The sequence below is a fragment of the Microbacterium sp. Y-01 genome (genome assembly GCF_003856715.1).
In the GTDB taxonomy this organism is placed as follows: domain Bacteria; phylum Actinomycetota; class Actinomycetes; order Actinomycetales; family Microbacteriaceae; genus Microbacterium; species Microbacterium algeriense.
The window spans coordinates 1,970,570-1,992,875 of sequence record NZ_CP024170.1; the positions used below are offsets into that span (position 1 = coordinate 1,970,570).

Annotated in this window: 19 protein-coding genes; 6 read left to right on the forward strand and 13 right to left on the reverse strand. The window is 69.1% G+C overall.

Translation table 11 applies throughout. The features are described 5' to 3' along the window. Positions 1 to 134: 134 nt before the first annotated feature. Positions 135 to 830 (forward strand): SPFH domain-containing protein, encoded by a 696-nt coding sequence (locus tag CSX12_RS09295; RefSeq protein WP_124895594.1) that lies wholly within the window; start codon positions 135 to 137, stop codon positions 828 to 830. 31 nt (positions 831 to 861) lie between these two features. Here CSX12_RS09295 and dxs read toward each other — a convergent pair whose 3' ends face one another. From dxs to dut, 5 genes are all read right to left on the reverse strand, one after another. Beyond that, entirely contained in the window at positions 862 to 2,802 is a 1,941-nt protein-coding gene (dxs, locus tag CSX12_RS09300; RefSeq protein WP_017202199.1) for a 1-deoxy-D-xylulose-5-phosphate synthase, read from the reverse strand. Between the two features lie 156 nt (positions 2,803 to 2,958). After that, a complete protein-coding gene (locus CSX12_RS09305; RefSeq protein ID WP_206427159.1) occupies positions 2,959 to 5,838 on the reverse strand; it encodes an aconitate hydratase in 2,880 nt (959 codons plus the stop codon). A 108-nt stretch (positions 5,839 to 5,946) separates the two neighbouring features. Further along, on the reverse strand, positions 5,947 to 6,681 hold the full coding sequence (locus CSX12_RS09310; protein WP_017202201.1) for a DUF3159 domain-containing protein: 735 nt from the start codon (positions 6,679 to 6,681) through the stop codon (positions 5,947 to 5,949). Then, positions 6,678 to 7,265, reverse strand: a complete 588-nt coding sequence (locus CSX12_RS09315; RefSeq protein ID WP_124895596.1) for a DUF3710 domain-containing protein — start codon at positions 7,263 to 7,265, stop codon at positions 6,678 to 6,680. Before CSX12_RS09315 ends, CSX12_RS09310 begins: the two co-directional genes overlap by 4 nt. After that, positions 7,258 to 7,731, reverse strand: coding sequence for a dUTP diphosphatase (gene dut / locus CSX12_RS09320; protein ID WP_026049727.1), 474 nt, complete (start codon positions 7,729 to 7,731; stop codon positions 7,258 to 7,260). Before dut ends, CSX12_RS09315 begins: the two co-directional genes overlap by 8 nt. 12 nt (positions 7,732 to 7,743) lie before the next feature. On the opposite strand from dut, the gene CSX12_RS09325 reads away from it, so the two are divergent. Next, positions 7,744 to 8,208: a DUF3093 domain-containing protein gene (locus CSX12_RS09325; RefSeq protein ID WP_017202203.1), complete on the forward strand. Its 465-nt coding sequence runs from the start codon at positions 7,744 to 7,746 to the stop codon at positions 8,206 to 8,208. A 79-nt stretch (positions 8,209 to 8,287) separates the two neighbouring features. On the opposite strand, the gene CSX12_RS09330 is transcribed toward CSX12_RS09325, so the two are convergent. Continuing rightward, positions 8,288 to 8,581, reverse strand: a complete 294-nt coding sequence (locus CSX12_RS09330; protein ID WP_026049728.1) for a DUF4193 domain-containing protein — start codon at positions 8,579 to 8,581, stop codon at positions 8,288 to 8,290. Positions 8,582 to 8,779: 198 nt separating this feature from the next. Here CSX12_RS09330 and sepH point away from each other — a divergent pair, with 198 nt between their 5' ends. After that, positions 8,780 to 9,829, forward strand: coding sequence for a septation protein SepH (sepH, locus tag CSX12_RS09335; RefSeq protein WP_124895597.1), 1,050 nt, complete (start codon positions 8,780 to 8,782; stop codon positions 9,827 to 9,829). Between the two features lie 30 nt (positions 9,830 to 9,859). Here sepH and CSX12_RS09340 read toward each other — a convergent pair whose 3' ends face one another. Further along, positions 9,860 to 10,981, reverse strand: a complete 1,122-nt coding sequence (locus CSX12_RS09340) for a nucleotide pyrophosphatase/phosphodiesterase family protein (RefSeq protein ID WP_164479555.1) — start codon at positions 10,979 to 10,981, stop codon at positions 9,860 to 9,862. A gap of 44 nt (positions 10,982 to 11,025) precedes the next feature. Here CSX12_RS09340 and CSX12_RS09345 point away from each other — a divergent pair, with 44 nt between their 5' ends. Continuing rightward, positions 11,026 to 13,467, forward strand: a complete 2,442-nt coding sequence (locus CSX12_RS09345; RefSeq protein ID WP_124895598.1) for a DNA topoisomerase IV subunit A — start codon at positions 11,026 to 11,028, stop codon at positions 13,465 to 13,467. Between the two features lie 72 nt (positions 13,468 to 13,539). Here the strand turns inward: CSX12_RS09345 and CSX12_RS09350 are convergent, their stop codons facing one another. Further along, positions 13,540 to 15,669 carry a DNA topoisomerase IV subunit B gene (locus tag CSX12_RS09350; RefSeq protein ID WP_040568352.1) on the reverse strand — a complete coding sequence of 710 codons (2,130 nt, stop codon included), beginning with the start codon at positions 15,667 to 15,669 and terminating at the stop codon, positions 13,540 to 13,542. A gap of 178 nt (positions 15,670 to 15,847) precedes the next feature. Here CSX12_RS09350 and CSX12_RS09355 point away from each other — a divergent pair, with 178 nt between their 5' ends. Then, positions 15,848 to 16,066, forward strand: a complete 219-nt coding sequence (locus CSX12_RS09355; protein ID WP_017202209.1) for a hypothetical protein — start codon at positions 15,848 to 15,850, stop codon at positions 16,064 to 16,066. Positions 16,067 to 16,079: 13 nt separating this feature from the next. Here the strand turns inward: CSX12_RS09355 and CSX12_RS09360 are convergent, their stop codons facing one another. Beyond that, the gene (locus CSX12_RS09360; protein WP_124895599.1) at positions 16,080 to 17,120 is read right to left on the reverse strand and encodes an alanine racemase; all 1,041 of its coding nucleotides are present in this window, start codon (positions 17,118 to 17,120) and stop codon (positions 16,080 to 16,082) included. Further along, entirely contained in the window at positions 17,117 to 17,821 is a 705-nt protein-coding gene (locus CSX12_RS09365) for an alanine racemase C-terminal domain-containing protein (RefSeq protein ID WP_241160424.1), read from the reverse strand. The genes CSX12_RS09360 and CSX12_RS09365 overlap by 4 nt, the downstream gene beginning before the upstream one ends. An 80-nt stretch (positions 17,822 to 17,901) precedes the next feature. Between CSX12_RS09365 and CSX12_RS09370 the strand changes: the two genes are divergently transcribed. Further along, positions 17,902 to 18,918, forward strand: coding sequence for a sugar-transfer associated ATP-grasp domain-containing protein (locus tag CSX12_RS09370; RefSeq protein ID WP_124895600.1), 1,017 nt, complete (start codon positions 17,902 to 17,904; stop codon positions 18,916 to 18,918). A gap of 309 nt (positions 18,919 to 19,227) precedes the next feature. Here CSX12_RS09370 and CSX12_RS09375 read toward each other — a convergent pair whose 3' ends face one another. From CSX12_RS09375 to CSX12_RS09385, 3 genes are all read right to left on the reverse strand, one after another. After that, complete coding sequence (locus tag CSX12_RS09375) at positions 19,228 to 19,920, reverse strand: coenzyme F420-0:L-glutamate ligase (protein ID WP_192576757.1); 693 nt, start codon at positions 19,918 to 19,920, stop codon at positions 19,228 to 19,230. Next, the gene (locus CSX12_RS09380) at positions 19,920 to 21,164 is read right to left on the reverse strand and encodes an RNA polymerase sigma factor (protein ID WP_124895602.1); all 1,245 of its coding nucleotides are present in this window, start codon (positions 21,162 to 21,164) and stop codon (positions 19,920 to 19,922) included. Before CSX12_RS09380 ends, CSX12_RS09375 begins: the two co-directional genes overlap by 1 nt. 167 nt (positions 21,165 to 21,331) lie before the next feature. Next, positions 21,332 to 22,273: a PAC2 family protein gene (locus CSX12_RS09385; protein ID WP_124895603.1), complete on the reverse strand. Its 942-nt coding sequence runs from the start codon at positions 22,271 to 22,273 to the stop codon at positions 21,332 to 21,334. Positions 22,274 to 22,306 lie beyond the last annotated feature (33 nt).

The following is a 22,306-nucleotide window of genomic DNA, read 5'->3' on the forward strand; positions in this document are numbered from 1 at the left end:
CGCCCCGCGGATCCGCGGCCGTCCGTATCCGGGGCGCGGCACAGCGGCGAACACGGAGCGAACAGCGGATGAACTCCGCTGCTCCGGGCTCCCGCGCGACGTCAGGACCGGCGCCGACCCGGCACAGTGGTGACATGGACATGCTCTTCACCATGCTGGGCGGCAAGGGGATGTCGGGGCTGCTGAAGACCGGCACGGCGATCCTCACGATGCTCCTGGTGCTGCCGGCCCTCCTGAAGCTCTTCGTCGTCACGGTCGACGAAGGATGGGCCGCGATCCGCACCCGCAACGGCAAACCCATCATCCGCAACCGTCCGCAGCGCCGCCCGAGCAACCGCGGCGGGGCCGTCGGCGAGGTGGTCGTGCTCGACCCCGGATCGCACGGGGCCTTCCCGCTGTTCTTCTGGTACCGCCTCATCGACGTGCGCTGCCGTGCCACCGATCTCCCTGTGCGTGAGCTGGCCGGAGCGACCGGGCACCAGCACCGCGTCCATGCCTCTTTCGAGTGGCGTCCGATACCCACGGGGCGAGACCTGAGGGTGTTCGAGCTCGACGTGGTGAACGTGACCGAGCGGGCCTCCAACATCGTCGGTGCAGCGCTGCGCGACGTGGTCCGTGGTCTCGACGGCCCCGAACTGCCGCACAACGACGAGATCAACACGCGCGTGATCGCCGCCAGCGCGGACGAGGTGCGGCGCGCCTGCGGCGTGGAGCTCGTCCGCGTCATGGTCACGGGCGACGCGCTCACCGATGGCTACCTGCTCTCCACGGCGCTGCGCGACACCGATCACGGGGCGCAGGCCGTCGCGGCCCTGCACGCGCTGAACTGAACGCCCGAGGGCCGTGGACCCCGGGAACCGCTCAGCGGCGCTCGTGCAGGGGAAGGTCGATCGTGCCCGTCTCCCCGGCGTGGCGCGCCTTGGGGATGCGGGTGCCGAGCACCTGCGACACGATGTCCTGGGCGATCTTGGGCGCCGTGAGCCCGGCGTCGGCCAGGATCTGGTCGCGCGAGGCGTGGTCGATGAACTCATCCGGCAGACCCAGCTCGTCCACCGCGGTGTCGATCCCCGCCTCACGGAGCACCTGACGCACGCGCGTGCCGATGCCGCCGACGCGGATGCCGTCCTCGAGGGTGATGACGAGACGGTGGTGGCGGGCGAGTTCGACGATCGACGGCTGCACCGGGATCGCCCAGCGCGGGTCGATGACGGTCGCCCCGATCCCCTGCGCCCGCAGGCGGTCGGCGACGTCCAGCGCCAGCTCGGCGAACGGGCCGATCGCGACGATGAGCACGTCCTCGGACTCGCCGCGGGCGAGCACGTCCACGCCGTCCTCCAGACGCTCGATGGCCGGGAGATCCGCGGCGACCTCGCCCTTCGGGAACCGGATCACGGTCGGCGCATCCGACACCGCGACGGCCTCGTCGAGCGCCTCGGTCAACCGCGCACCGTCACGCGGAGCGGCGATGCGGATGTGCGGCACGATCTGCAGCATCGCCAGATCCCACATCCCGTGGTGGCTGGGTCCATCCGGTCCGGTCACGCCGGCGCGGTCCAGGACGAAGGTCACACCGGCGCGGTGCAGGGCGACGTCCATCAGCACCTGGTCGAAGGCGCGGCCCATGAACGTGGCGTACAGGGCCACGACGGGGTGGAGCCCGCCGAACGCGAGTCCGGCCGCGGAGGCCACGGCGTGCTGCTCGGCGATGCCGACGTCGTACACCCGGTCGGGGAAGCGCTCGGCGAACGGTGCGAGCCCCGTGGGGCGGAGCATCGCCGCGGTCATCGCGATCACGTCCTCCCGCTGCTCGCCCACCGAGACCAGCGCCTCGGAGAACACGTCCGTCCAGCCGCGTCCCCCCGAAGACAGCGTCTCCCCCGTCGTCGGGTCGATGCGTCCGACCGCGTGGAACTGATCGGCGTCGTCGTCGCGCGCGGGCTGGTAACCCCGCCCCTTCTCCGTGATGGCGTGCACGATGACCGGCGCACCGTACGACTTCGCCAGCTCGAGGGTCTCCAGCAGCGCGGGGAGGTCGTGTCCGTCGACGGGGCCGAGGTACTTGATGTCGAGGTTGGAGTACAGCGCCTCGTTGTTCGTGAAACGCGACAGGAAGCCGTGCGTGCCCCCGCGGACACCTCGGAACACGGCCCGCCCGACGGGACCGAAGGCACGGAAGAGACGGTCGGACCTGTTGTGCAGGTCCTTGTAGGCGGCTGCCGTCCTGACGCGGTTGAGGTACCGCGACATGCCGCCGATCGTCGGGGCGTAGGAGCGGCCGTTGTCGTTGACGACGATCACGAGGTTGCGATCGTTGTCGTCGGAGATGTTGTTCAGCGCCTCCCAGGTCATGCCGCCGGTGAGTGCGCCATCGCCCACGACGGCGACCACGTGGCGGTCCGCGCGTCCGGTCGCGGTGAGGGCGCGTGAGACGCCGTCCGCCCAGCTGAGAGAGCTCGACGCATGCGAGGACTCCACGACGTCGTGCGGGCTCTCCGCGCGCTGGGGGTAGCCGGCCAGACCGCCGCGCACCCGCAGTCCGGAGAAGTCCTGACGGCCGGTGAGCAGCTTGTGCACGTAGGACTGGTGCCCGGTGTCGAAGATGAAGGGGTCCTCCGGCGAGGAGAACACGCGGTGCAGCGCGATCGTCAGCTCGACGACGCCCAGATTCGGTCCGAGGTGGCCGCCGGTGCGCGACACGTTCTCGACGAGGAACGCACGGATCTCCGTGGCGAGCTCCTCGAGCTGCTCGGTCGACAGCCCGTCCAGATCTCGGGGTCCTGAGATGCTCGGAAGAATGGGCATCTGCGCCTCCTCACAGGCTCCGCCGGAAGCGCCCGACGACGGTGCGGGCACCTCACGATCCTACCCCGCGACCCTCGGTGACCCCGGTGAGCGGACACCCCCTTGACACGACGGAGGGGCCCGTGTCCGAAGACCCGGGCCCCTCCGTCTGCGCGCTCAGACCAGCGAGCGCAGCACGTACTGCAGGATGCCGCCGTTGCGGTAGTAGTCCGCCTCACCGGGGGTGTCGATGCGGACGACCGCGTCGAACTCGATCGGCTGCTTGCCCTCGGGCGAGTGCTCGCTCGGGGTGGCGGTGACCTTGACGGTCTTCGGGGTGACGCCGTTGTTGAGCTCCTCGAGCCCCGTGATCGAGACGATCTCGGTGCCGTCGAGGCCCAGCGACTCCCAGCTCTCCCCGGCGGGGAACTGCAGGGGGACGACGCCCATGCCGATGAGGTTCGAGCGGTGGATGCGCTCAAAGCTCTCCGTGATCACGGCCTTGACGCCCAGGAGGCTCGTGCCCTTGGCCGCCCAGTCGCGGGAAGAGCCGGAGCCGTACTCCTTGCCGCCGAAGACGACGAGCGGGGTGCCCTGCTCGGCGTAGTTCATGCACGCGTCGTAGATGTACGACTGCGGGCCGTCCGGCTGGGTGAAGTCGCGGGTGTAGCCACCCTCGACGACCTGGCCGTCGTTGACGGCGGAGACCATGAGGTTCTTCAGGCGGATGTTCGCGAACGTGCCGCGGATCATCACCTCGTGGTTGCCACGGCGCGAGCCGAAGGAGTTGAAGTCCTTGCGGTCGACGCCGTGCTCGGTGAGGTACTGGGCCGCGGGCGTGCCGGGCTTGATGTTTCCGGCCGGCGAGATGTGGTCGGTGGTGACCGAGTCGCCGAGCGTCGCCATCACGCGCGCACCCTCGATGTCCTTGACCGGAGTGAGCTCCATGGTCATGCCGTCGAAGTACGGCGCCTTGCGGACGTAGGTCGAGTTCTCGTCCCACTGGAACGTGTCGTCATCCGGCGTCGGCAGGTTGCGCCAGCGCTCGTCGCCGTCGAAGACGGTGGCGTACTGCTTGATGAACTGGTCGCGCGAGATCGACGAGTCGACGATCTCCTGCACCTCTTCCGGCGACGGCCAGATGTCCTTGAGGAAGACGTCGTTCCCGTCCGCGTCCTTGCCCAGGGCGTCGGTCTCGAAGTCGAAGTGCATCGACCCGGCCAGCGCGTAGGCGATGACCAGCGGCGGGCTCGCCAGGTAGTTCATCTTGACGTCGGGGCTGATGCGGCCCTCGAAGTTGCGGTTGCCCGAGAGGACGGCCGTCACGGCGAGGTCGTGCGAGTTGATCGCCTCGGAGACCTCTTCGATCAGCGGACCGGAGTTTCCGATGCAGATGGTGCAGCCGTAGCCGACCGTGTAGAAGCCGAGGCCCTCGAGGTCCTTGTCGAGGCCGGACTTCTCGTAGTAGTCGGTGACGACCTTCGAGCCGGGGCCGAGCGTGGTCTTCACCCACGGCTTCTGCTTCAGGCCCTTCTGGAGCGCCTTCCGAGCCACGAGACCGGCGGCGATCATCACCGACGGGTTCGACGTGTTGGTGCACGAGGTGATCGCGGCGAGGGTGACCGCACCGTTGTCGAGGGTGTACTTCTCACCCTCGGGAGTCGTGACCGGAACCGGGTTGGAGACGTTGCTCGGCGCGCCGCTGCTGATGTGGACGGGACGCGTGGTCGGCTCCTCCTCGCCGGGGACCTGACCGGGGTCGGACGCCGGGAACGAGTGCTTCGACTCGAGGTCGACGATGTCCTCGCTCGTCGAGGGGGTGGCGTAGTTCAGGATGTCCTGCTCGAACTGCGTCTTGGCCTCGGAGAGGAGGATGCGGTCCTGCGGACGCTTCGGGCCGGCGATCGACGGCACGACCGTGCCGAGGTCGAGTTCGAGGTACTCGCTGAACACGGGCTCGTGCGACGCATCGTGCCAGAGCTTCTGCTCCTTGGCGTACGCCTCGACGAGCGCGACGGCCTCTTCGCTGCGGCCGGTGAGGCGCAGGTACTCGAGGGTGACGTCGTCGATCGGGAAGATCGCGGCGGTCGAGCCGAACTCCGGCGACATGTTGCCGATCGTGGCGCGGTTCGCGAGCGGCACGGAGGCGACGCCCTCACCGTAGAACTCGACGAACTTGCCGACGACGCCGTGCTTGCGCAGCATGTCGGTGATGGTGAGCACGACGTCGGTCGCGGTGACGCCGGCGGGGATGTCGCCCGACAGCTTGAAGCCGACCACGCGCGGGATCAGCATGGAGACGGGCTGGCCGAGCATGGCCGCCTCGGCCTCGATGCCGCCGACGCCCCAGCCCAGCACGCCGAGGCCGTTGACCATCGTGGTGTGCGAGTCGGTGCCGACGCAGGTGTCGGGGTACGCCTGGAGGACGCCGCCGTTGGTGCGGTCGTAGATCACCTTCGCCAGGTGCTCGATGTTGACCTGGTGGACGATGCCGGTTCCGGGCGGCACGACCTTGAAGTCCTGGAACGCGGTCTGACCCCAGCGCAGGAACTGGTAGCGCTCGCCGTTGCGCTCGTACTCGATCTCGACGTTGCGCTCGAGAGCGTTCTCGGAGCCGAACAGATCGGCGATCACGGAGTGGTCGATCACCATCTCGGCGGGCGAGAGCGGGTTGATCTTGTTGGCATCGCCACCGAGCGCCGTCACGGCCTCGCGCATGGTGGCGAGGTCGACGATGCACGGGACACCCGTGAAGTCCTGCATGACCACGCGCGCCGGCGTGAACTGGATCTCGGTGTTGGGCTCTGCCGCGGCATCCCAGGACCCGAGCGCCTCGATCTGCGCCTTCGTCACGTTCGCGCCGTCCTCGGTGCGGAGCAGGTTCTCCAGGAGGACCTTGAGACTGAAGGGGAGCTTCTCGAAACCGGGCACCGTGTCGATGCGGAAGATCTCGTAGTCGGTGCTGCCGACTGTCAGGGTGCTCTTGGCACCGAAGCTGTTCACCGTGGACACGAATCCGTCTCCTTCTATTCGGATGGGAGCGACAGGCGCCTCCATCTTGCTCGCCAGCGAGCTCCTGCGGCTAGCAAGGCGCACCTAACCAGTCTGCTCCGCACAGCCCGCGGGCGAAAGCCTGCGATTTATCTTGATGTCAAGATAAATCTATCACGCCTCCGCGCGCTTCTCGTCCTCCGGCACGCGGGGGTGGAGTGCCCGTACGACGAGCCACGTGACGGCGATCAGGGGCGCGAACAGCGGCAGGCCCATGATGAGCTTGAGCGTTCCGAGCGCCGTCACGTCGCCGGACAGGTACAGCGGCAGCTGCACAGCGAGACGAGCGAAGAACAGCGCTGCCCAGGCGATCCCGAGCCAGAAGTACGCGCGGCGCTTGCGTCGATCCTGACGCCAGGTCGTGCCCTCCCCCATCAGGAAGCCGACGGCAAGGCCGATGAGCGACCAGCCGATCAGGGCGGAGACGAGGATGACCGTCCCGTACGCGGCGTTGGTGATGAGACCGGGGACGAAGTTGTCGGCCCCGCGACCGGTCCACAGCGCGAGGGCGGCCGCGGCCACAGCGGCGATGAGCCCGCCGAGAGCGGCGGACGGCGGGGATTTCTGCAGGAGTCGGATGATCGTGAAGACGGCGGCCAGGCCGACCGAGACACCCAGGGAGAGGATGAGCGGCTTCGGCGCGATCGTGAACAGGACGACGAACGCGAGGCTCGGCAGCACGGATTCGAGGATGCCGCGCCAGCCGCCCATCGCGGACCACACGACCTTGTGGGTGCTCGCGCTCTCCGCCGGGTCGAGGCCGGCCCGGCGGGCTGCGGTGCCGAGCGCCTCGCCGAGGATGTCGGAGGCGCGCCTCTCCCGCTCGGCGTCGGACTCGGGGGTGCTCACGCGGAGCCCGGCGTCGCCGGCATCTTGAGGGGGATGAGATCGCGCGGCGGCATCGGGGCGCCGCCGCGGACGACCACGATCGAGCGGAACAGGTCTTCGACCTTCGCGGCGGCCTCGGGGTCGGACGCACCGGCGCCGCCGATCACGCCGCGCAGGAACCAGCGCGGCCCGTCGATGCCGATGAAACGCGCGAGCCGCAGCCCCGAGCCCTCGGCGGCGGTCGCGGGGACCTCGGCGAGGAGCTCCTTGCCGAGGGGGCCTTCGCGTTCCTCCACACGGCCGCCCTGCGCCTTGACCTGGTCGCGCAGCTGGACGCGGGTCTCGTCCCAGAGCCCACCCGTGCGCGGGGCGGCGAAGGGCTGCACCTGCAGCGAGGAGTCGGCGTAGTCGAGCCCGACGGCGACGATGCGCTTGGACTGCTCCTCGACCTCCAGGCGCAGGTTCAGCCCCTCACGCGGGAGGATCTTGATCCCGCCGAGGTCGATGTACGGGCGGACGGGGTTCGCCTCGGAGTCGTCGAAGGGCCCTTCGACGGCCCGGTTCGCCGGCGCGGACTTCGACGGCGTCTCGTTGTTGTCAGTCATTGGCCTGCCCTGCTTCGTTCGGGATGTTCCCTGCCTGGTATCCGGTGGAGCCGAATCCGCCGGCACCGCGGACGCTCTCCGGCAGCTCGTCGACCGGGATGAACGTCGCACGCGTCACCGGCATGATGATCAGCTGCGCGATGCGATCGCCGACCGCCACATCGTACGCGCTGTTGTTGTCGGTGTTGATCAGGCTCACCTTGATCTCGCCGCGGTAGCCCGCGTCGACGGTGCCCGGCGAGTTCACGATCGAGATGCCGTGCTTGGCGGCGAGCCCGCTGCGCGGGACGACGAAGGCCGCATATCCGTCGGGGAGTGCGATCCGCACGCCGGTCGCGACGAGCGCCCGCTCCCCCGGCTCGAGGTGCACCGCCTCCGCGGCGACCAGATCGGCGCCGGCGTCACCCGGATGCGCGTACCCGGGCACCACTGCGGCGATAATGGGGACATCAACGGAATCGGTCACCCCATGAGGCTAATGCAGAACCCCGCCACAGACGCACGTCCCCGCTACCGCGAACGACTCGCCCCCAGCCTCTGGCTGCTGGTCACCGTCGCCGTGGCCGGGCCCATGGTCTCGCTCGTCTTCGTGCCGATCGGCTCGACGGTCGCCCTCGTGCTCGGAGCGGCCGTGTCGGCACTGCTCGTGCTGGGGTTCATCGCGGCGACGCCGGTGGTCTCGGTCGAGGGCACCGTGCTGCGCGCCGGCCGCGCGCACATCGACGTCCGGTTCCTCGGAGAACCGGTGGCGCTCACCGGCGAGGAGGCCAGGCAGGCGCGCGGCCCTGCTCTTCCCGCTCGGGGGTGGCACCTCATCCGCGGCGGCATCGACGGCGTGGTCGTGGTGCCGGACATCGATCAGGACGACCCGGTCGACACCTGGACGATCTCCAGCCGCACCCCGGATCGCCTGGCCGCGGCCATCCGCGCCGCACAGGGCTGAACGCGCCCCGCCCCGCAGACGACAGCGCGCCCCGGACCGCGGAGGTCGGGGGCGCGTGAGACGTCGCTCGGAGGACTGCTTACGCAGCGCACTCCTTGCAGATGGGCCCGGATGCGCCCTCGTGGTCGAGCTGCGAGCGGTGCTTCACGAGGAAGCAGCTCATGCAGGTGAACTCGTCCTGCTGCGGGGGCAGCACGACGACGTCGAGCTCGAGATCGGAAAGGTCGGCACCCGGGAGGTCGAAGCTCGACGGGTTGTCGGAGTCTTCGTCCCCGCTTGAGCCGGAGAGCTTGTCCGGCACACGCTCCTTCAGGGCTTCGATCGACTCGGAGTCGTCTTCGCTCTTTCGGGGGGCGTCGTAATCGGTTGCCATGCGGTAGATCTCCACTTTCATGGTGCGAGTGGGTGGTGCGCCGTCGGGTATTCGGCGGCCATAGTTTGCACGACCGGGGAACATAACGCAAATGCTCGTCCGTGCGACAGACCAAACTCACGGCACGCCCAAGCTATTCCCGGTCGGGGCGCCGCACGCGTGACACCATGAACGCACACCCATCAGAGGGGCATTCGCATGGAAAACGTCACCATCGTCGGCACAGAAGCAGGAGTCCTCGTACTCGCGACAGAGTCGGGCGAGCGGTTCGCGCTGCCCATCGACGACATGCTTCACCGCGAGATCCGCCGCGCGACCCGGCAGGCAGAGCCGTCTGCGCAGAAGCTCGCCGCGAGCCCGCGTGACATCCAGGCGCAGATCCGCGCCGGACTCACCGCCGCCGAGGTCGCCGAACTGCTAGGCATCAGCGTCGAGGACGTCGCCCGCTTCGAGGGACCGGTCCTGGCCGAGCGCGAGCACGTGATCGGCCAGGCGCTCGCGGTGCCCGTGCTGATCGGCAACGAGGTCGAGCCCGACGCGCAGCCCACCTTCGGCGACGCCGTCCGCGCCAAGCTCGCCGAGGTCGCCGCGACCTCCGAGCGGTGGGCGAGCTGGAAGGAGGACTCGACCTGGACGATCAAGCTCGAGTTCACCGCCAACGACGTCGAGCACGATGCGCGGTGGAGCTTCGACCCGCGGCGCAGCGCGCTCTCCCCGCTCAACGCCGACGCCACGCAGCTGTCGCGACAGGGCTCCCTCCCCGAAGGCCTGATCCCCCGCCTCCGCGCGGTCGAGGCCGAGCGTGTCGCTTCTCCGTACAAGGACGACAGCCGATTCGACTCCGGAGCCTTCGGCCCTCGCCTGCTGCCCACGCCGGATGCGGAGCACGAGGACCCCTCGCTGCCGGCGCGCTCGGATGTGGCAGCGCAGGATGCCGCGATCAAGCGCGCACCCGCGGCCCAGACGACCAGCCCCGAGACGGCCGACCTCCTCGAAGCTCTCCGCCGCCGTCGCGGGCAGCGGGAGACGGCACCGATCCTCGACGAGATGGACGACGAGGAGCGCGCCGAGCAGAGCCCCATCGCGCTGTTCGACGCGCTCGAGCAGCCGGAGGAGCCGGAGCCCCCTCAGCCGGCCCCGCAGCAGCCCACCGCCGCCGAATCCGGGGAGTCGGGCGGGCGCAAGCGTCGTCGCAACGCCATGCCGTCGTGGGACGAGATCGTCTTCGGCGCACGCACCGACGAGTGAGTCGCGCGGCGCTGACCTCTCAGACCAGGCTCAGCGCGCGAAGGATCCGAGCCGGACGAGCGGGACCTGTCGCTCCTCGGGCGTCATGGCTCCGTGCTGACCGATCATGCCGCGTCCGCGCTGATCCGCCGCGGTGCCGTCGTACACGGCCCATGCGCCGCGGGCGACGGCCAGCACGTCACCGATCCGCGACTCCGCCGCCGCCGTGACCGTGGGGCCGAACAGCCCGGCACGCACGGCCTCGTCCCGCGTCACGACATCCGCGATGCCGTCCAGATCCGAGCGCCAACGCGCCACGACCGCTGCAGCATCCGCATCCGGTTCGAGATAGGCGTGCAGCATCCGCGGCTCGCCGCCGATGTGACGGATGCCGTCGAGATGCTCCTCGTCGAGCACGGCCTGACGGCTCCCCGGCACATCGACCATGCCGTGATCGGATGTGACGAGCACCCCCACACCGGGTGGCACGCGCGCCGACAGGGCGGCGTCGACATCCTCCAGGGCCGCAACCCACTCCGCGGAGGCGACGCCGTGCTTGTGACCGGCCTTGTCGACCTCGGGCAGATAGCAGTAGACGAGCGAGCCGGGGTGGGCACGCGCGAGATCGTAGGCGGCTTCGATGCGCGCCGCCGCGGTCGTCGCCGGGACGAACTCCGCCCCGCGGAGCGTCGCCTTCGTGAAACCGCTGTGGGCGTAACCGGCGAAGCCGACGGCGAAGCTCTCATGTCCAGCGCGCTCCGCACGCTCGAAGACGGTCGGCGCGGCCTGCCATGTGAGCGGGTCGATGCCGTCGCTCTCCCACCCGCTGAGCTGGTTCACCAGCAGGTCGCGCGATCGGTCGAGCACGCGGTAGCCGACGAGCCCGTGCTCCCCCGGCCAGACGCCGGTCACGATGCTCGTGAGCGCGGCCGCGGTCGTGGAGGGGAACACCGACTGGGCGACATCCTTCTTCGCCATACCCGCCGTCAGCGCGCGGGCGTGTCCGGCGTGACCGCGGAGGCTGATCGCACCGAGGCCGTCGATCACGACGAGCACCGCCGACTCGGCCCTCGGCAGCAGCACGGATTCGCCGCGGAGCGCGGCGAGCAGGTCGTCCGCCACCCCGACGACGCTCCGGGTGCTGGGCGGCTCGGACGGTAGCATGAGGGACATCCGAGCCAGTCTGACACAGGCTCCCGTACGCCCTCAGGAAGTCCATGCCGAAAACCCCGCCGCCCGAGCCTGTCGAGGAGCGCATCCAGGACATCGACCTCTCCACGGAGATGCAGGGTTCGTTCCTCGAGTACGCCTACTCCGTGATCTACTCGCGAGCCCTCCCGGACGCACGCGATGGTCTGAAGCCGGTCCAGCGCCGCATCCTCTACCAGATGTCCGAGATGGGCCTCCGGCCCGACCGCGGTCACGTCAAGAGCGCGCGCGTCGTCGGCGAGGTGATGGGAAAGCTGCACCCGCACGGCGACTCGGCGATCTACGATGCGCTCGTCCGACTCGCCCAGGAATGGGCGCTGCGCGTCCCCCTGGTCGACGGACACGGAAATTTCGGCTCCCTCGACGACGGTCCCGCGGCCGCGCGGTACACCGAGGCGCGCCTCGCCGCCGCCGCCCTCGCCCTCACCGAGAACCTCGATGAGGACGTCGTCGACTTCATCCCCAACTACGACGGCCAGTTCCAGCAGCCGGCCGTGCTTCCCGCCGCCTTCCCGAACCTGCTGGTCAACGGCGCGAGCGGCATCGCGGTCGGCATGGCGACCAACATGGCGCCGCACAACCTCATCGAGGTCGTCGCGGCGGCCACGCACCTGCTCGAGAACCCGGATGCGACCACCGAGGACCTGATGGAGTTCGTCCCCGGACCGGACTTCCCCTCCGGCGGCATCCTGATGGGCCTCGACGGCGTCAAGGATGCCTACACGACGGGTCGCGGGGCGCTCAAGGTCCGCGGCAAGACCTCGATCGAGCCGCTCGGCCCGCGGCGCACGGGCATCATCGTGTCGGAGCTTCCCTACATGGTGGGCCCCGAGCGCCTGATCGAGAAGATCCGCGACGCCGTGCAGTCGAAGAAGCTGCAGGGCATCAGCGATGTCACCGATCTCACCGACCGCAACCACGGGCTGCGCGTCGCCATCGGAGTCAAGACGGGCTTCGACCCGAACGCCGTGCTCGAGCAGCTGTACCGGCTGACCCCGCTGGAGGACTCCTTCAGCATCAACAACGTCGCGCTGGTCGACGGCCAGCCGCGCACGCTCGGCCTCAAGGAGCTGCTGAGCGTCTACGTGGGGCACCGCCTCGAGGTCATCACCAGACGCAGCCGCTATCGCCTCGCCCGTCGGGAGGAGCGCCTGCACCTCGTCGAGGGTCTGCTCATCGCGATCCTCGACATCGACGAGGTCATCCAGGTCATCCGGTCCTCCGACGACTCGGAGCAGGCGCGCACGAGGCTGCGCTCGGTGTTCGACCTCAGCGAGCTCCAGGCGGAGTACATCCTGGAGCTGCGGCTGCGTCGGCTCACCAAGTTCTCCCGGATCGAGCTGGAGAGCGAAAGGGATGCGCTCCTGGCGGAGATCGCCTCCCTCCGCGAGCTCCTCGGCAGCCCGGTGCTGCTGCGTGCCGCCGTCGCGAGGGAGCTCGACGCGGCTGCCGACGCCTACGGCACCCCGCGACGCACCCTGCTGATGAACGCGGCGCCGCCGAAGCCGCGGGCGACCAAGGGCGCGGCGGACCTGCAGATCGCCGACGCCCCGACCGTCCTCGCCCTGTCGACGACAGGGCGGGCGGTCCGTGTGGATCTCGCGGAAGGCCAGGAGCTGGCCGTTCCGGCGCGCCGCAGCAAGCACGACGCGATCCTGGCGACGGTCGAGACCACCGTCCGCGCCGAGATCGGTGCGCTGACCAGCCTCGGGCGCGTGGTGCGGTTCTCCCCCGTCGACCTTCCGTCCGTGCCGGCCACGTCCGTCCAGCTCGCCGCGGGCACACCGCTGCGCGACTACCTGGGCTTCACGACCAAGGGCGAGCGGATCCTCGGCTTCGTGCGGTTCGACAGCGACGTCCCGGTCGCGATGGGAACCGCGCAGGGGACCGTCAAACGCATCGTCCCGTCGACTCTGCCCGTGCGGCCCGACCTCGAGGTCATCGGCCTGAAGGCCGGGGACACGGTCGTCGGCGCGGCGGAGGCTCCGGACGATGTCGAGCTCGTGTTCGTCACCACCGATGCGCAGCTGCTGCACTTCCCGGCATCCGCCGTGCGTCCGCAGGGTGCGCCCGCCGGAGGGATGGCCGGCATGAAGCTCGGGTCCGGCGCGTCCGTTCTCTTCTTCGGTGCCGTCGACCCGGCATCGGACGCCGTCGTCGCGACGGTCTCCGGCGCGGAGAGCATCCTCCCCGGCACCGACCCCGGGCGCGCGAAGGTGTCGTCCTTCACCGAGTACCCGGGCAAGGGACGAGCCACAGGCGGTGTCCGCGCCCACGCGTTCCTGAAGGGCGAGGATCGTCTCACGGTCGCGTGGGTCGGCCCGAATCCGCCGCAGGCCGTCGACCCGACCGGCGCGGTGCGCAAGCTCCCCGAGACGGGAGCCCGCCGCGACGCCTCCGGGCAGCCGATCGACGGCGTGATCGGCAGCATCGGCCGCACCATCGTCTGATCGCCCGCCGCAGACGGAGAAGGGGAGGGAACCGGTCGCCCGGGTCCCTCCCCTTCTCCGCGCGGTGATGCGTCAGGCGTCGATGGACTCGCGTGACAACCGGTCGGAGGAGTCGACGATGAACTCGCGGCGGGGGGCCACCTCGTTGCCCATGAGCAGTTCGAACACGCGACCAGCCGCCTCGGCATCCTCCATGCGCACCCGTCGGAGCAGACGCCCTGAGCGATCCATGGTGGTGTTGGCCAGCTGCTCGGCATCCATCTCGCCGAGTCCCTTGTAGCGCTGGATCGGCTCGTGCCAGCGCTTGCCGGCCTTGCGGAGCTTCGCGAGCAGGGCGTGCATCTCCTGCTCGCTGTAGGTGTAGATCGTCTCGTTCGGCTTCGAACCCGGGTTGATCACGATGATCCGGTGCAGCGGCGGGACGGCGGCGAAGACCCGGCCGTGCTCGATCAGCGGTCGCATGTACCGGAAGAACAGCGTCAGCAGGAGCGTGCGGATGTGCGCACCGTCGACGTCGGCATCGCTCATCAGGATGATCTTGCCGTAGCGGGCCGCCTCGATGTCGAAGGTCCGCCCCGACCCGGCGCCGATCACCTGGATGATCGAGGCGCACTCCGCGTTGGAGAGCATGTCGCCGACCGACGCCTTCTGCACGTTGAGGATCTTGCCCCGGATCGGCAGCAGCGCCTGGAACTCGCTGTTGCGCGCGTTCTTGGCCGTGCCGAGCGCCGAATCGCCCTCGACGATGAACAGCTCGCTGCGCTCCACGTCGTTCGTGCGGCAGTCGACGAGCTTGGTCGGCAGCGTCGACGACTCGAGGGCGTTCTTGCGCCGCTGCGTCTCCTTGTGCGCCCGCGCCGAGACGCGGGCCTTCATCTCCGAGACGATCTTGTCGAGGAGCTGCGATGCCTGGTTCTTGTCGTCGCGCTTGGTCGAGCTGAAACGCTGTGCCAGGTCCTTGCGGATCACCTGTGCGACGATCTGCCGCACGGCCGGGGTGCCGAGCACCTCTTTCGTCTGGCCCTCGAACTGCGGCTCCGGCACGTTCACCGTCAGGACCGCCGTGAGCCCGGCGAGCACGTCGTCCTTCTCGAGCTTGTCGTTGCCGACCTTGAGTCGACGCGCGTTCTGCTCCACCTGGGCGCGAAGGACCTTGAGGAGCTCCTGCTCGAAGCCCTGCTGGTGCGTTCCTCCCTTGGGCGTCGCGATGATGTTCACGAACGAGCGGACCTTCGTGTCGTAGCCGGTCCCCCACCTCAGGGCGATGTCTACGGCGCACACGCGCTCCACCTCGGTGGCGACCATGTGGCCGTCCGCCTGCAGCACCGGAACGGTCTCCTTGAAGGTGCCTTCGCCCTGGATGCGCCAGGTGTCGGTGACCGGAGGGTCGATCGCCAGGTAGTCCACGAACTCCGAGATCCCGCCTTCGTAGAGGTACGAGGTCTCGATGACGCCGGTCTGCCCGGTCGTGTCCTCCGCATCGCCGGCGACGTCGGCCGTGCGATCCGTCCGCTCGTCGCGCACGACGATCTCGAGTCCAGGCACGAGGAACGCCGTCTGGCGCGCTCGGGTCTCGAGGTCGCCCAGCTGGAATGCGGCGTCCTTGGTGAAGATCTGCCGGTCCGCCCAGTAGCGGACGCGCGTGCCGGTGACCCCGCGCGGCGCCTTCCCGATCACCCGGAGCTCGCTGTTCTCCTCGAAAGGAGTGAACGGCGCATCGGGGCGCTTCTCCCCGGAGTCCTGGAAGATGCCCGGCTCACCTCGGTGGAACGACATCGCGTAGGTCTTGCCGCCGCGATCCACCTCGACGTCGAGACGCTCGGACAGCGCGTTCACGACCGAGGCGCCGACACCGTGCAGACCACCGGAGGCTGCGTAGGAGCCACCGCCGAACTTTCCACCGGCGTGGAGCTTCGTGTAGACGACCTCGACGCCGGTGAGGCCGGTGCGCGGCTCCACGTCGACCGGGATGCCGCGACCCCGGTCGTGCACCTCGACGCTGCCGTCCGCGTGCAGGATGATGTCGATCCGCGTCCCATTGCCGGCGACAGCCTCGTCCACCGAGTTGTCGATGATCTCCCAGAGGCAGTGCATGAGCCCGGGCGAACCGTTCGAGCCGATGTACATGCCTGGGCGCTTGCGGACGGCCTCGAGGCCTTCAAGCACCTGGAGATGATGGGCGGAGTACTCGGCATTCACAATCTCCGAGTCTAATCTCGCGCACCCCGCCCACCCCGCAGACACTCCCCGCCCACGCCACACGACGGGCCGCGCCGTACGCGCTGAGCGAAACACGCCGTCAACCGGGCATGCCCACAGGTGGGGCGTGGTTGTATTGAGCAGATCACCCAGCGAAGCCGACACCCGAGGAGGCACCGAGATGAACGCAACGACCGAACGTGAGACCTCCACTGTCGAGTTCCGCCTGACCGCCATGGATCGCTGTGATTCGTGCGGCGCTCAGGCCTACATCGCCGCTGAGGTCAACGGATCCGAGCTTCTGTTCTGCGCCCACCACGGCCGCAAGTACGAAGAGAAGCTCCGCGCCATCGCCACCAGCTGGCACGACGAGACCGCTCGACTCGTCGAGACGGTCTGACCGGCCTCTCCGGTCAGTCGACGACGACCCTCCGCACGCGCGGCGTCAGCCGGGTGAGGATCTCCTCGCCGACGGTGTCGATGCGCTCGGCGAGGGTGGTCGCCGATGTCTCGCCCCGATCGCCGGTTCCGAACAGAGCCACCTCGTCCCCGACCTGAGCCCCTTCCCAGCCCTGAACGAGACACGACGTGTGTCCGATCGCTTCCAGGATGCGGCCACCGACCGGTGTGCCGACGACCGATCCGACGAGCGTCGAGGGCAACCCGTCGAAGCTGCCGATGCCGATCGTCACGCCGTCGTCCGAGACGTCCGTGACGGGCGCGACCAGGCTGGCGGCCGGACGGATCCCCTCGAGCTCCGGGCCTTCGGCGGAGCGGATTCCGTAGCAGAAAGCGCCGATACGCGAGAGCGTCCCCCGCAGCTCGGGGCGCCACCAGGAGGCCGCTGAGGCGGTGAGGTGGAGGAAGGCGGGAGTGGCTCCCGTCGCCGCGACGGCGCGCACGGCATCGACGAACACCTCCTGAGCCTCATCGTCCTCGGCATCGCTCGCCTCGGCGATGTGGCTCCACACACCGACGAGTTCGATCGACCCGGCGCGCTCGGCTCGCCGGGCCTCGGCGACGGCTGCCTCCCAGTCCTCGGGGAGGATGCCGTTGCGGTGCAGGCCGGTGTCGATCTTCAGGTGCACGCGCGCCGGCGTTCCGAGTGCTTCCGCCCGGGCGATGACCCGCCGGAGGTAGTCGACCGTCCCCACTCCGAGGTCGATCTCCTGCAGCAGGGCATCGTCGATCTCGGCGTCCGGCGAGGTGACCCAGGCGAAGATCCTGGCTGCTCCCCCGGCGAGCCGTCGGATGGCGACGCCGCTCGCGATGTCGTAGCTGCCGAACCACTCCACGCCTGCGTGCTGAGCGGTCTCCACCGCCCAGGAGAGCCCGTGTCCGTAGGCGTCGTCCTTGAGCACGAGCATCAGGGCCGACGGTCCCAGCCGCGTCCGCACCGCCTCGATGTTGGCGCGGAAGATGCCGCTGCTCAGCCGCAGCTCCGGACGGCTCATGCCTCCCACCCCCGCACCGCGTGTGCGCCGACGACCGTGACGAGCTCCGCTGCATTCATGCCCGTGACCTCGGCCCACGCGACGATGCCGGCGGCGACCGGACCCTGCCCGCCGAAGAACGTCACCTCGGCGCCCGTCTCGACCTCGGCCCCGTCGAGTTCCACGACGCACACATCCATGGCGACGCGCCCGACGATGCGTCGGGCGACACCGCTCACCTCGACGTCGGCGTTGTTGCCGAGCGCCCGGACGATGCCTTGCGCGTAGCCGCCGGTGACGAGCGCCACCGTGGTGTCGGTGGCGGCCCGGTAGGTGTAGCCGTATGAGACGGCGTCGCCCGGGCGCAGTCGCTTGGTCGAGAGCACCTGACCGCTCAGCCGCATGACGGGGCGCGTCGCGACCGCGCCACGGGCATCCGGGAGACCGTACAGCAGGTCGGCGGCGATGTCGGGCTCACCGGTGGTGACGGCGGTGATGCCCTCGAGCCGGAGGGCTTCGACCTCGCCCGGCGCGTCGACGCGCACCCGCTCCGCGCCCGCAGCCGTCACAGCCTGCGCGACGGCGAGGAGTCCGTGACCCCACGCATCCCGGCGGAGATCGGCCATGCGCCCGCCGGCGAGAACGGCGGCCGCGGCCCCCGCAGCAAGCGCCGAGCGGGAGATGATGGCCCGTGGCAGGGCGCTGGAAGTCGTCTCACACACGTGTTCCAGCCTAGCTTCCGCCTCCCAGGTCGGCCGTCAGAGCCCCCGTAGACTGGTGGTGACCCCGACCCTGGAGCCTCATGTCTCGTCTTTCCCTCGCGCCCCGCATCCGCTATCTGCTGGGACGTGCTCGCCGCATCGACGTCGGATCGGTGGTGGAGCGCGCCAAGGAGGCCTCGGAGCAGCACCACAAGCCGGTGCCTGCCATCGTCGTCGACATGCTCTGGTCCGCCGCACGGCACAACGTCGGCTTCCAGGACTACATCGACTACGACTTCGCCATGCTGAACAAGGCGGAGCGCGAGACGTACATGACCCACCCGGTGTCCAACCAGCTCTCGCAGCGGTACGACCACCCGGACTACCGCTGGATCTTCCAAGACAAGGTCGAGTTCGACAAGCAGTTCTCCCGGTTCCTGCGACGCGAGTGGATGGTCGTCGAGGAGGGCAACACCGAGGCCGTGCGGGAGTTCACCCAGCGTCTCGGCACGATCGTCACCAAGGAGCCCGTCGGCCAGGCGGGCACCGGAGTGCACCGCTACCACGCGGCCGACATCGAGAACTGGGACGAGTTCCACCGCGGACTCCTCCAGCGCGGTGAACTGCTGATCGAGGAGGTCATCCGACAGCACGACGCGCTCGCGGCGGTCTGCCCCGGCACCGTGAACACCACCCGCATCACGGCGTTCTTCGACGGCGAGAAGGCGCACATCCTGGCGATGGCGCAGAAGTTCGGCCGCGGCGCGGTGAGCGACCAGATGACGTTCGGCGGGTTCTACACGATGCTCGACGAGAACGGCCACGCCGTCGGCGCCGGTTACGACTCGCACGGCCACGTGCACGAGACGCACCCCGACTCGGGGTTCCGCATCGCCGACTTCCAGCTTCCGTACATGGACGAGGTGCGCGCGTTCATCGACGAGGTCGCCCGGGTCGTTCCGCAGGTGCAGTACGTCGGCTGGGACATCGTGGTGTCGCCCGACGGCCCGGTGCTCGTCGAGGGCAACTGGGGCGCGGGTGTGTACGAGAACAAGCCCAGCGTCACCGGCATCCGCACCGGACACAAGCCGCGTTACCGCGAGGTCATCGGTTTCTGACCCTTCGACGAGCTCAGGGACCCAGGGCACGACGAGCTCAGGGACCCAGAGCACGACGAGCTCGGGGACCCAGAGCACGACGAGCTCGGGGACCCAGAGCACGACGAGCTCGGGGACCAGGGCACGACGAGCTCGGGGACCCAGGGCGGATCAGGGCCCCGGGGCGCGACGAGCTCAGGACCCTCGGCGGATCAGAGAGCCCCGGTGGGTCGCTGAGCCTGTCGAAGCGGCCGGCCCAGGACAGACGAACCGGCCCCCTGCTTTCGCGCGCAAGGGGCCGGTTCGGCCGTGGAAGAACGGGTCGTGGACTCAGAGCTCGCGGACGATGCCCAGCGGCGTGGACTCGAGGCCCTGGCCGAGCGGGTTGTCTCCGAGGATCTTCACCAGGCGCTGCTCCCCCGCCTTGTCCAGAGTGGACCCGAGGATGTTCCCTCCGAGGTCGTTGATGTCGACGACGGCCACCTCGGCGTGTCCGCCGATCAGCGTCTTCAGATGCGCGGCGACGCCATCCGGATCCTTGGGTCCGAGCACGACCGCCTCGTTGTACGGCGGGATCGTGTGCTTGGTCGGTCCGTCGATCGCGCGCGCCTTGTCCCCCGCGATGCGGTAGAAGTCGCCGCGGCGACCGAACGCCTTGGTGACGGCGGCGACAGCGGAGGCGAACAGGATGCGCGGCGTGCCGCACTCCCGGAGCGCCATCTCCATCGTCTCCGGCATGCCCAATCCGATGCCGTACGGCGTGCGGGTGACGTACTTGGAGAGGAACAGCGCGAGCTTCCGCGGCTTGATCTCGTCGAGACGGTACGACCGTCCCTGCGTGATCGCCACGATCTTCTCGGTCACGAACAGCAGGTCCCCGGGCTGCACGGCGCCCTTCGCGTACTCCGTGATGACGGCGTCGAGGTCGTCATCCGGCATCACGACGCGCGTGCGCAGCGGGATGCGTGCGTAGCTCTTGCCGTCGACGCTGGTCTCGAGCGCCTTGCCCTCGTTCGCCTGCATCACTCGAGGTAGTCCCGCAGCGACTGCGAGCGGCTCGGGTGGCGCAGCTTGGCCATCGTCTTGGACTCGATCTGACGGATGCGCTCACGCGTCACGCCGAACGTGTCGCCGATCTGGTCGAGCGTCTTCGGCTGACCGTCGCCCAGGCCGAAGCGCATGCGGATCACGCCGGCCTCGCGCTCGGAGAGCGAGTCGAGGAGCTGCTCGAGCTGACGCTGCAGCATCGTGAAGCCCACCGCGTCGGCGGGGACGACAGCCTCGGTGTCCTCGATGAGGTCACCGAACTCGCTGTCTCCGTCTTCACCGAGCGGGGTGTGCAGGGAGATCGGCTCACGGCCGTACTTCTGCACCTCGACCACCTTCTCCGGGGTCATGTCGAGCTCACGGCTGAGCTCTTCCGGAGTGGGTTCGCGACCGAGGTCCTGCAGCATCTGCCGCTGCACGCGGGCGAGCTTGTTGATGACCTCGACCATGTGCACCGGGATGCGGATCGTGCGGGCCTGGTCGGCCATCGCGCGGGTGATCGCCTGACGGATCCACCAGGTGGCGTAGGTCGAGAACTTGAAGCCCTTGGTGTAGTCGAACTTCTCGACGGCGCGGATGAGGCCGAGGTTGCCCTCCTGGATCAGATCCAGGAACTGCATGCCGCGCCCGGTGTAGCGCTTGGCGAGCGAGACCACCAGACGGAGGTTCGCGCCGAGCAGGTGGCTCTTCGCACGCTGACCGTCACGGGCGACCCACTGCAGGTCGAGTCCGAGCTGGCTCGTCTTCTCGGCGGGCGACATCGCGGAGAGCTTCTCCTCGGCGAACAGACCCGCCTCGATGCGCATCGCGAGTTCGACCTCTTCGGCCGCGTTCAGCAGCGCGACCTTTCCGATCTGCTTCAGGTAGTCCTTGACCGGGTCGGCCGTGGCTCCGGTGATCTGCGTCGAGTAGACCGGGACGTCCTCGTCGTCGTTCGACGAGATGACGATGGCGCCGGTCGGAAGCGGCTCGGTGAAGGCCGGCTTCGCGTCCTCGTCCTCGTCCTCGCTCTCCTCCGCAGCGCCTGCGGCGGGAGCCTCGTCCTCTTCGACGACGTCCTCGGACTTCTTCTTCTTCACGGGGGCGCGCTTGGCAGCGGCGCGCTTGGCCGCACTCAGCGGCGCGGGCTTCTCGGTCGCCTCAGTCTCGGCCGAAGCGTCGGCGGTCGTCTCTTCGGCAGCCTTCTTCGTCCGGGTGTTCTTCGTCGTGGCAGGAGTCACGTTTCGCCTTTCACGGAGCTGCTGTGTAGCTCCGGGACATTTCGGACACTAGTAAGACCCTTGTCAAGTCCAGCGCTCGAAAACACTGATTGACAACGGGTCAGAGTCCTAGTATCGCACACGTGTGGCGATGCGGACGCATTCCGTCCAACTTTTGCGGATCCGTCTCAACCGCGGCCGGGCTTGTCCTCGTCGCCGGACGGTCGCGTCGCCAGATAGCGCTCCAGCTCCGCGGCCAATTCGTCGGCGCTCGGGAGGTCGCGCTCGCTGAATCCGCCCTCGTCGTAGGAGTCGTCGTCGGGATTCCGCCCTGCCATGTAGGCGTCGTAGCGGCGCTCGAGGTTGTGCACCATCTGCTGGAGCTCATCGTTGCCGAGGACCTGCTCATCGACCCGGGCGACGTAGTCCTCACGGCGCTCCTGGACCGCATCCAGCATCAGCACCAGGCCCGTCGAGGCCATCAGCCGCTCCGCAGCCGCGATCACCGCATCCGGGTTCTCGGTCTCGGCGAGGTAGTGCGGCACGAGCAGGACGAATCCGACCACACGCTCCCCTCGCTCCGCGAAACGGAACTCCAGGAGATGACCGGCCGTCGCCGGCACCTTCGTGCGCGGACGCCACACCGAGTGCGCGACGGCCAGATCGCGCCGGTTGCCGCTGACCGTCGTGCCGATCGGGCGCGTATGCGGCACGGGCATGGCGATCGAGTGCACCCAGTGCAGACCGGAGACCTCGAATTCAGCGGCCAGATCGAGCACGGTGCTCGCGAAGGCGTTCCAGGCGAAGTCGGGCTCGTATCCCGCCAGCAGCAGGAACGGGCGGCCGAGAGCGTCGGTCGCGAGCGACAGTTCGAGCCGCGGCGGCCGGAACTCGGTCAGGTGGTCCTGGTCGAAGGAGATCACGGGGCGACGAGCGCGGTAGTCCAGCAGGACGTCGTTGTCGAACACGGCGATCGGCTCGGGAGAAGCCGTCTCGCGCAGGTGATCGATGAGTCCCGAGACGGCGCTGCCGGCATCGGTGAAACCTGTCAGAAGCAGCACCAGGGGCAGGCCGTGCGGCACTGCGGGCGCATCCGCGACGCGTTCGTAGATATCACCGGAGAAGGGCATGTCTCCATGCTACGAGCAGCCCCGGACCCCGGG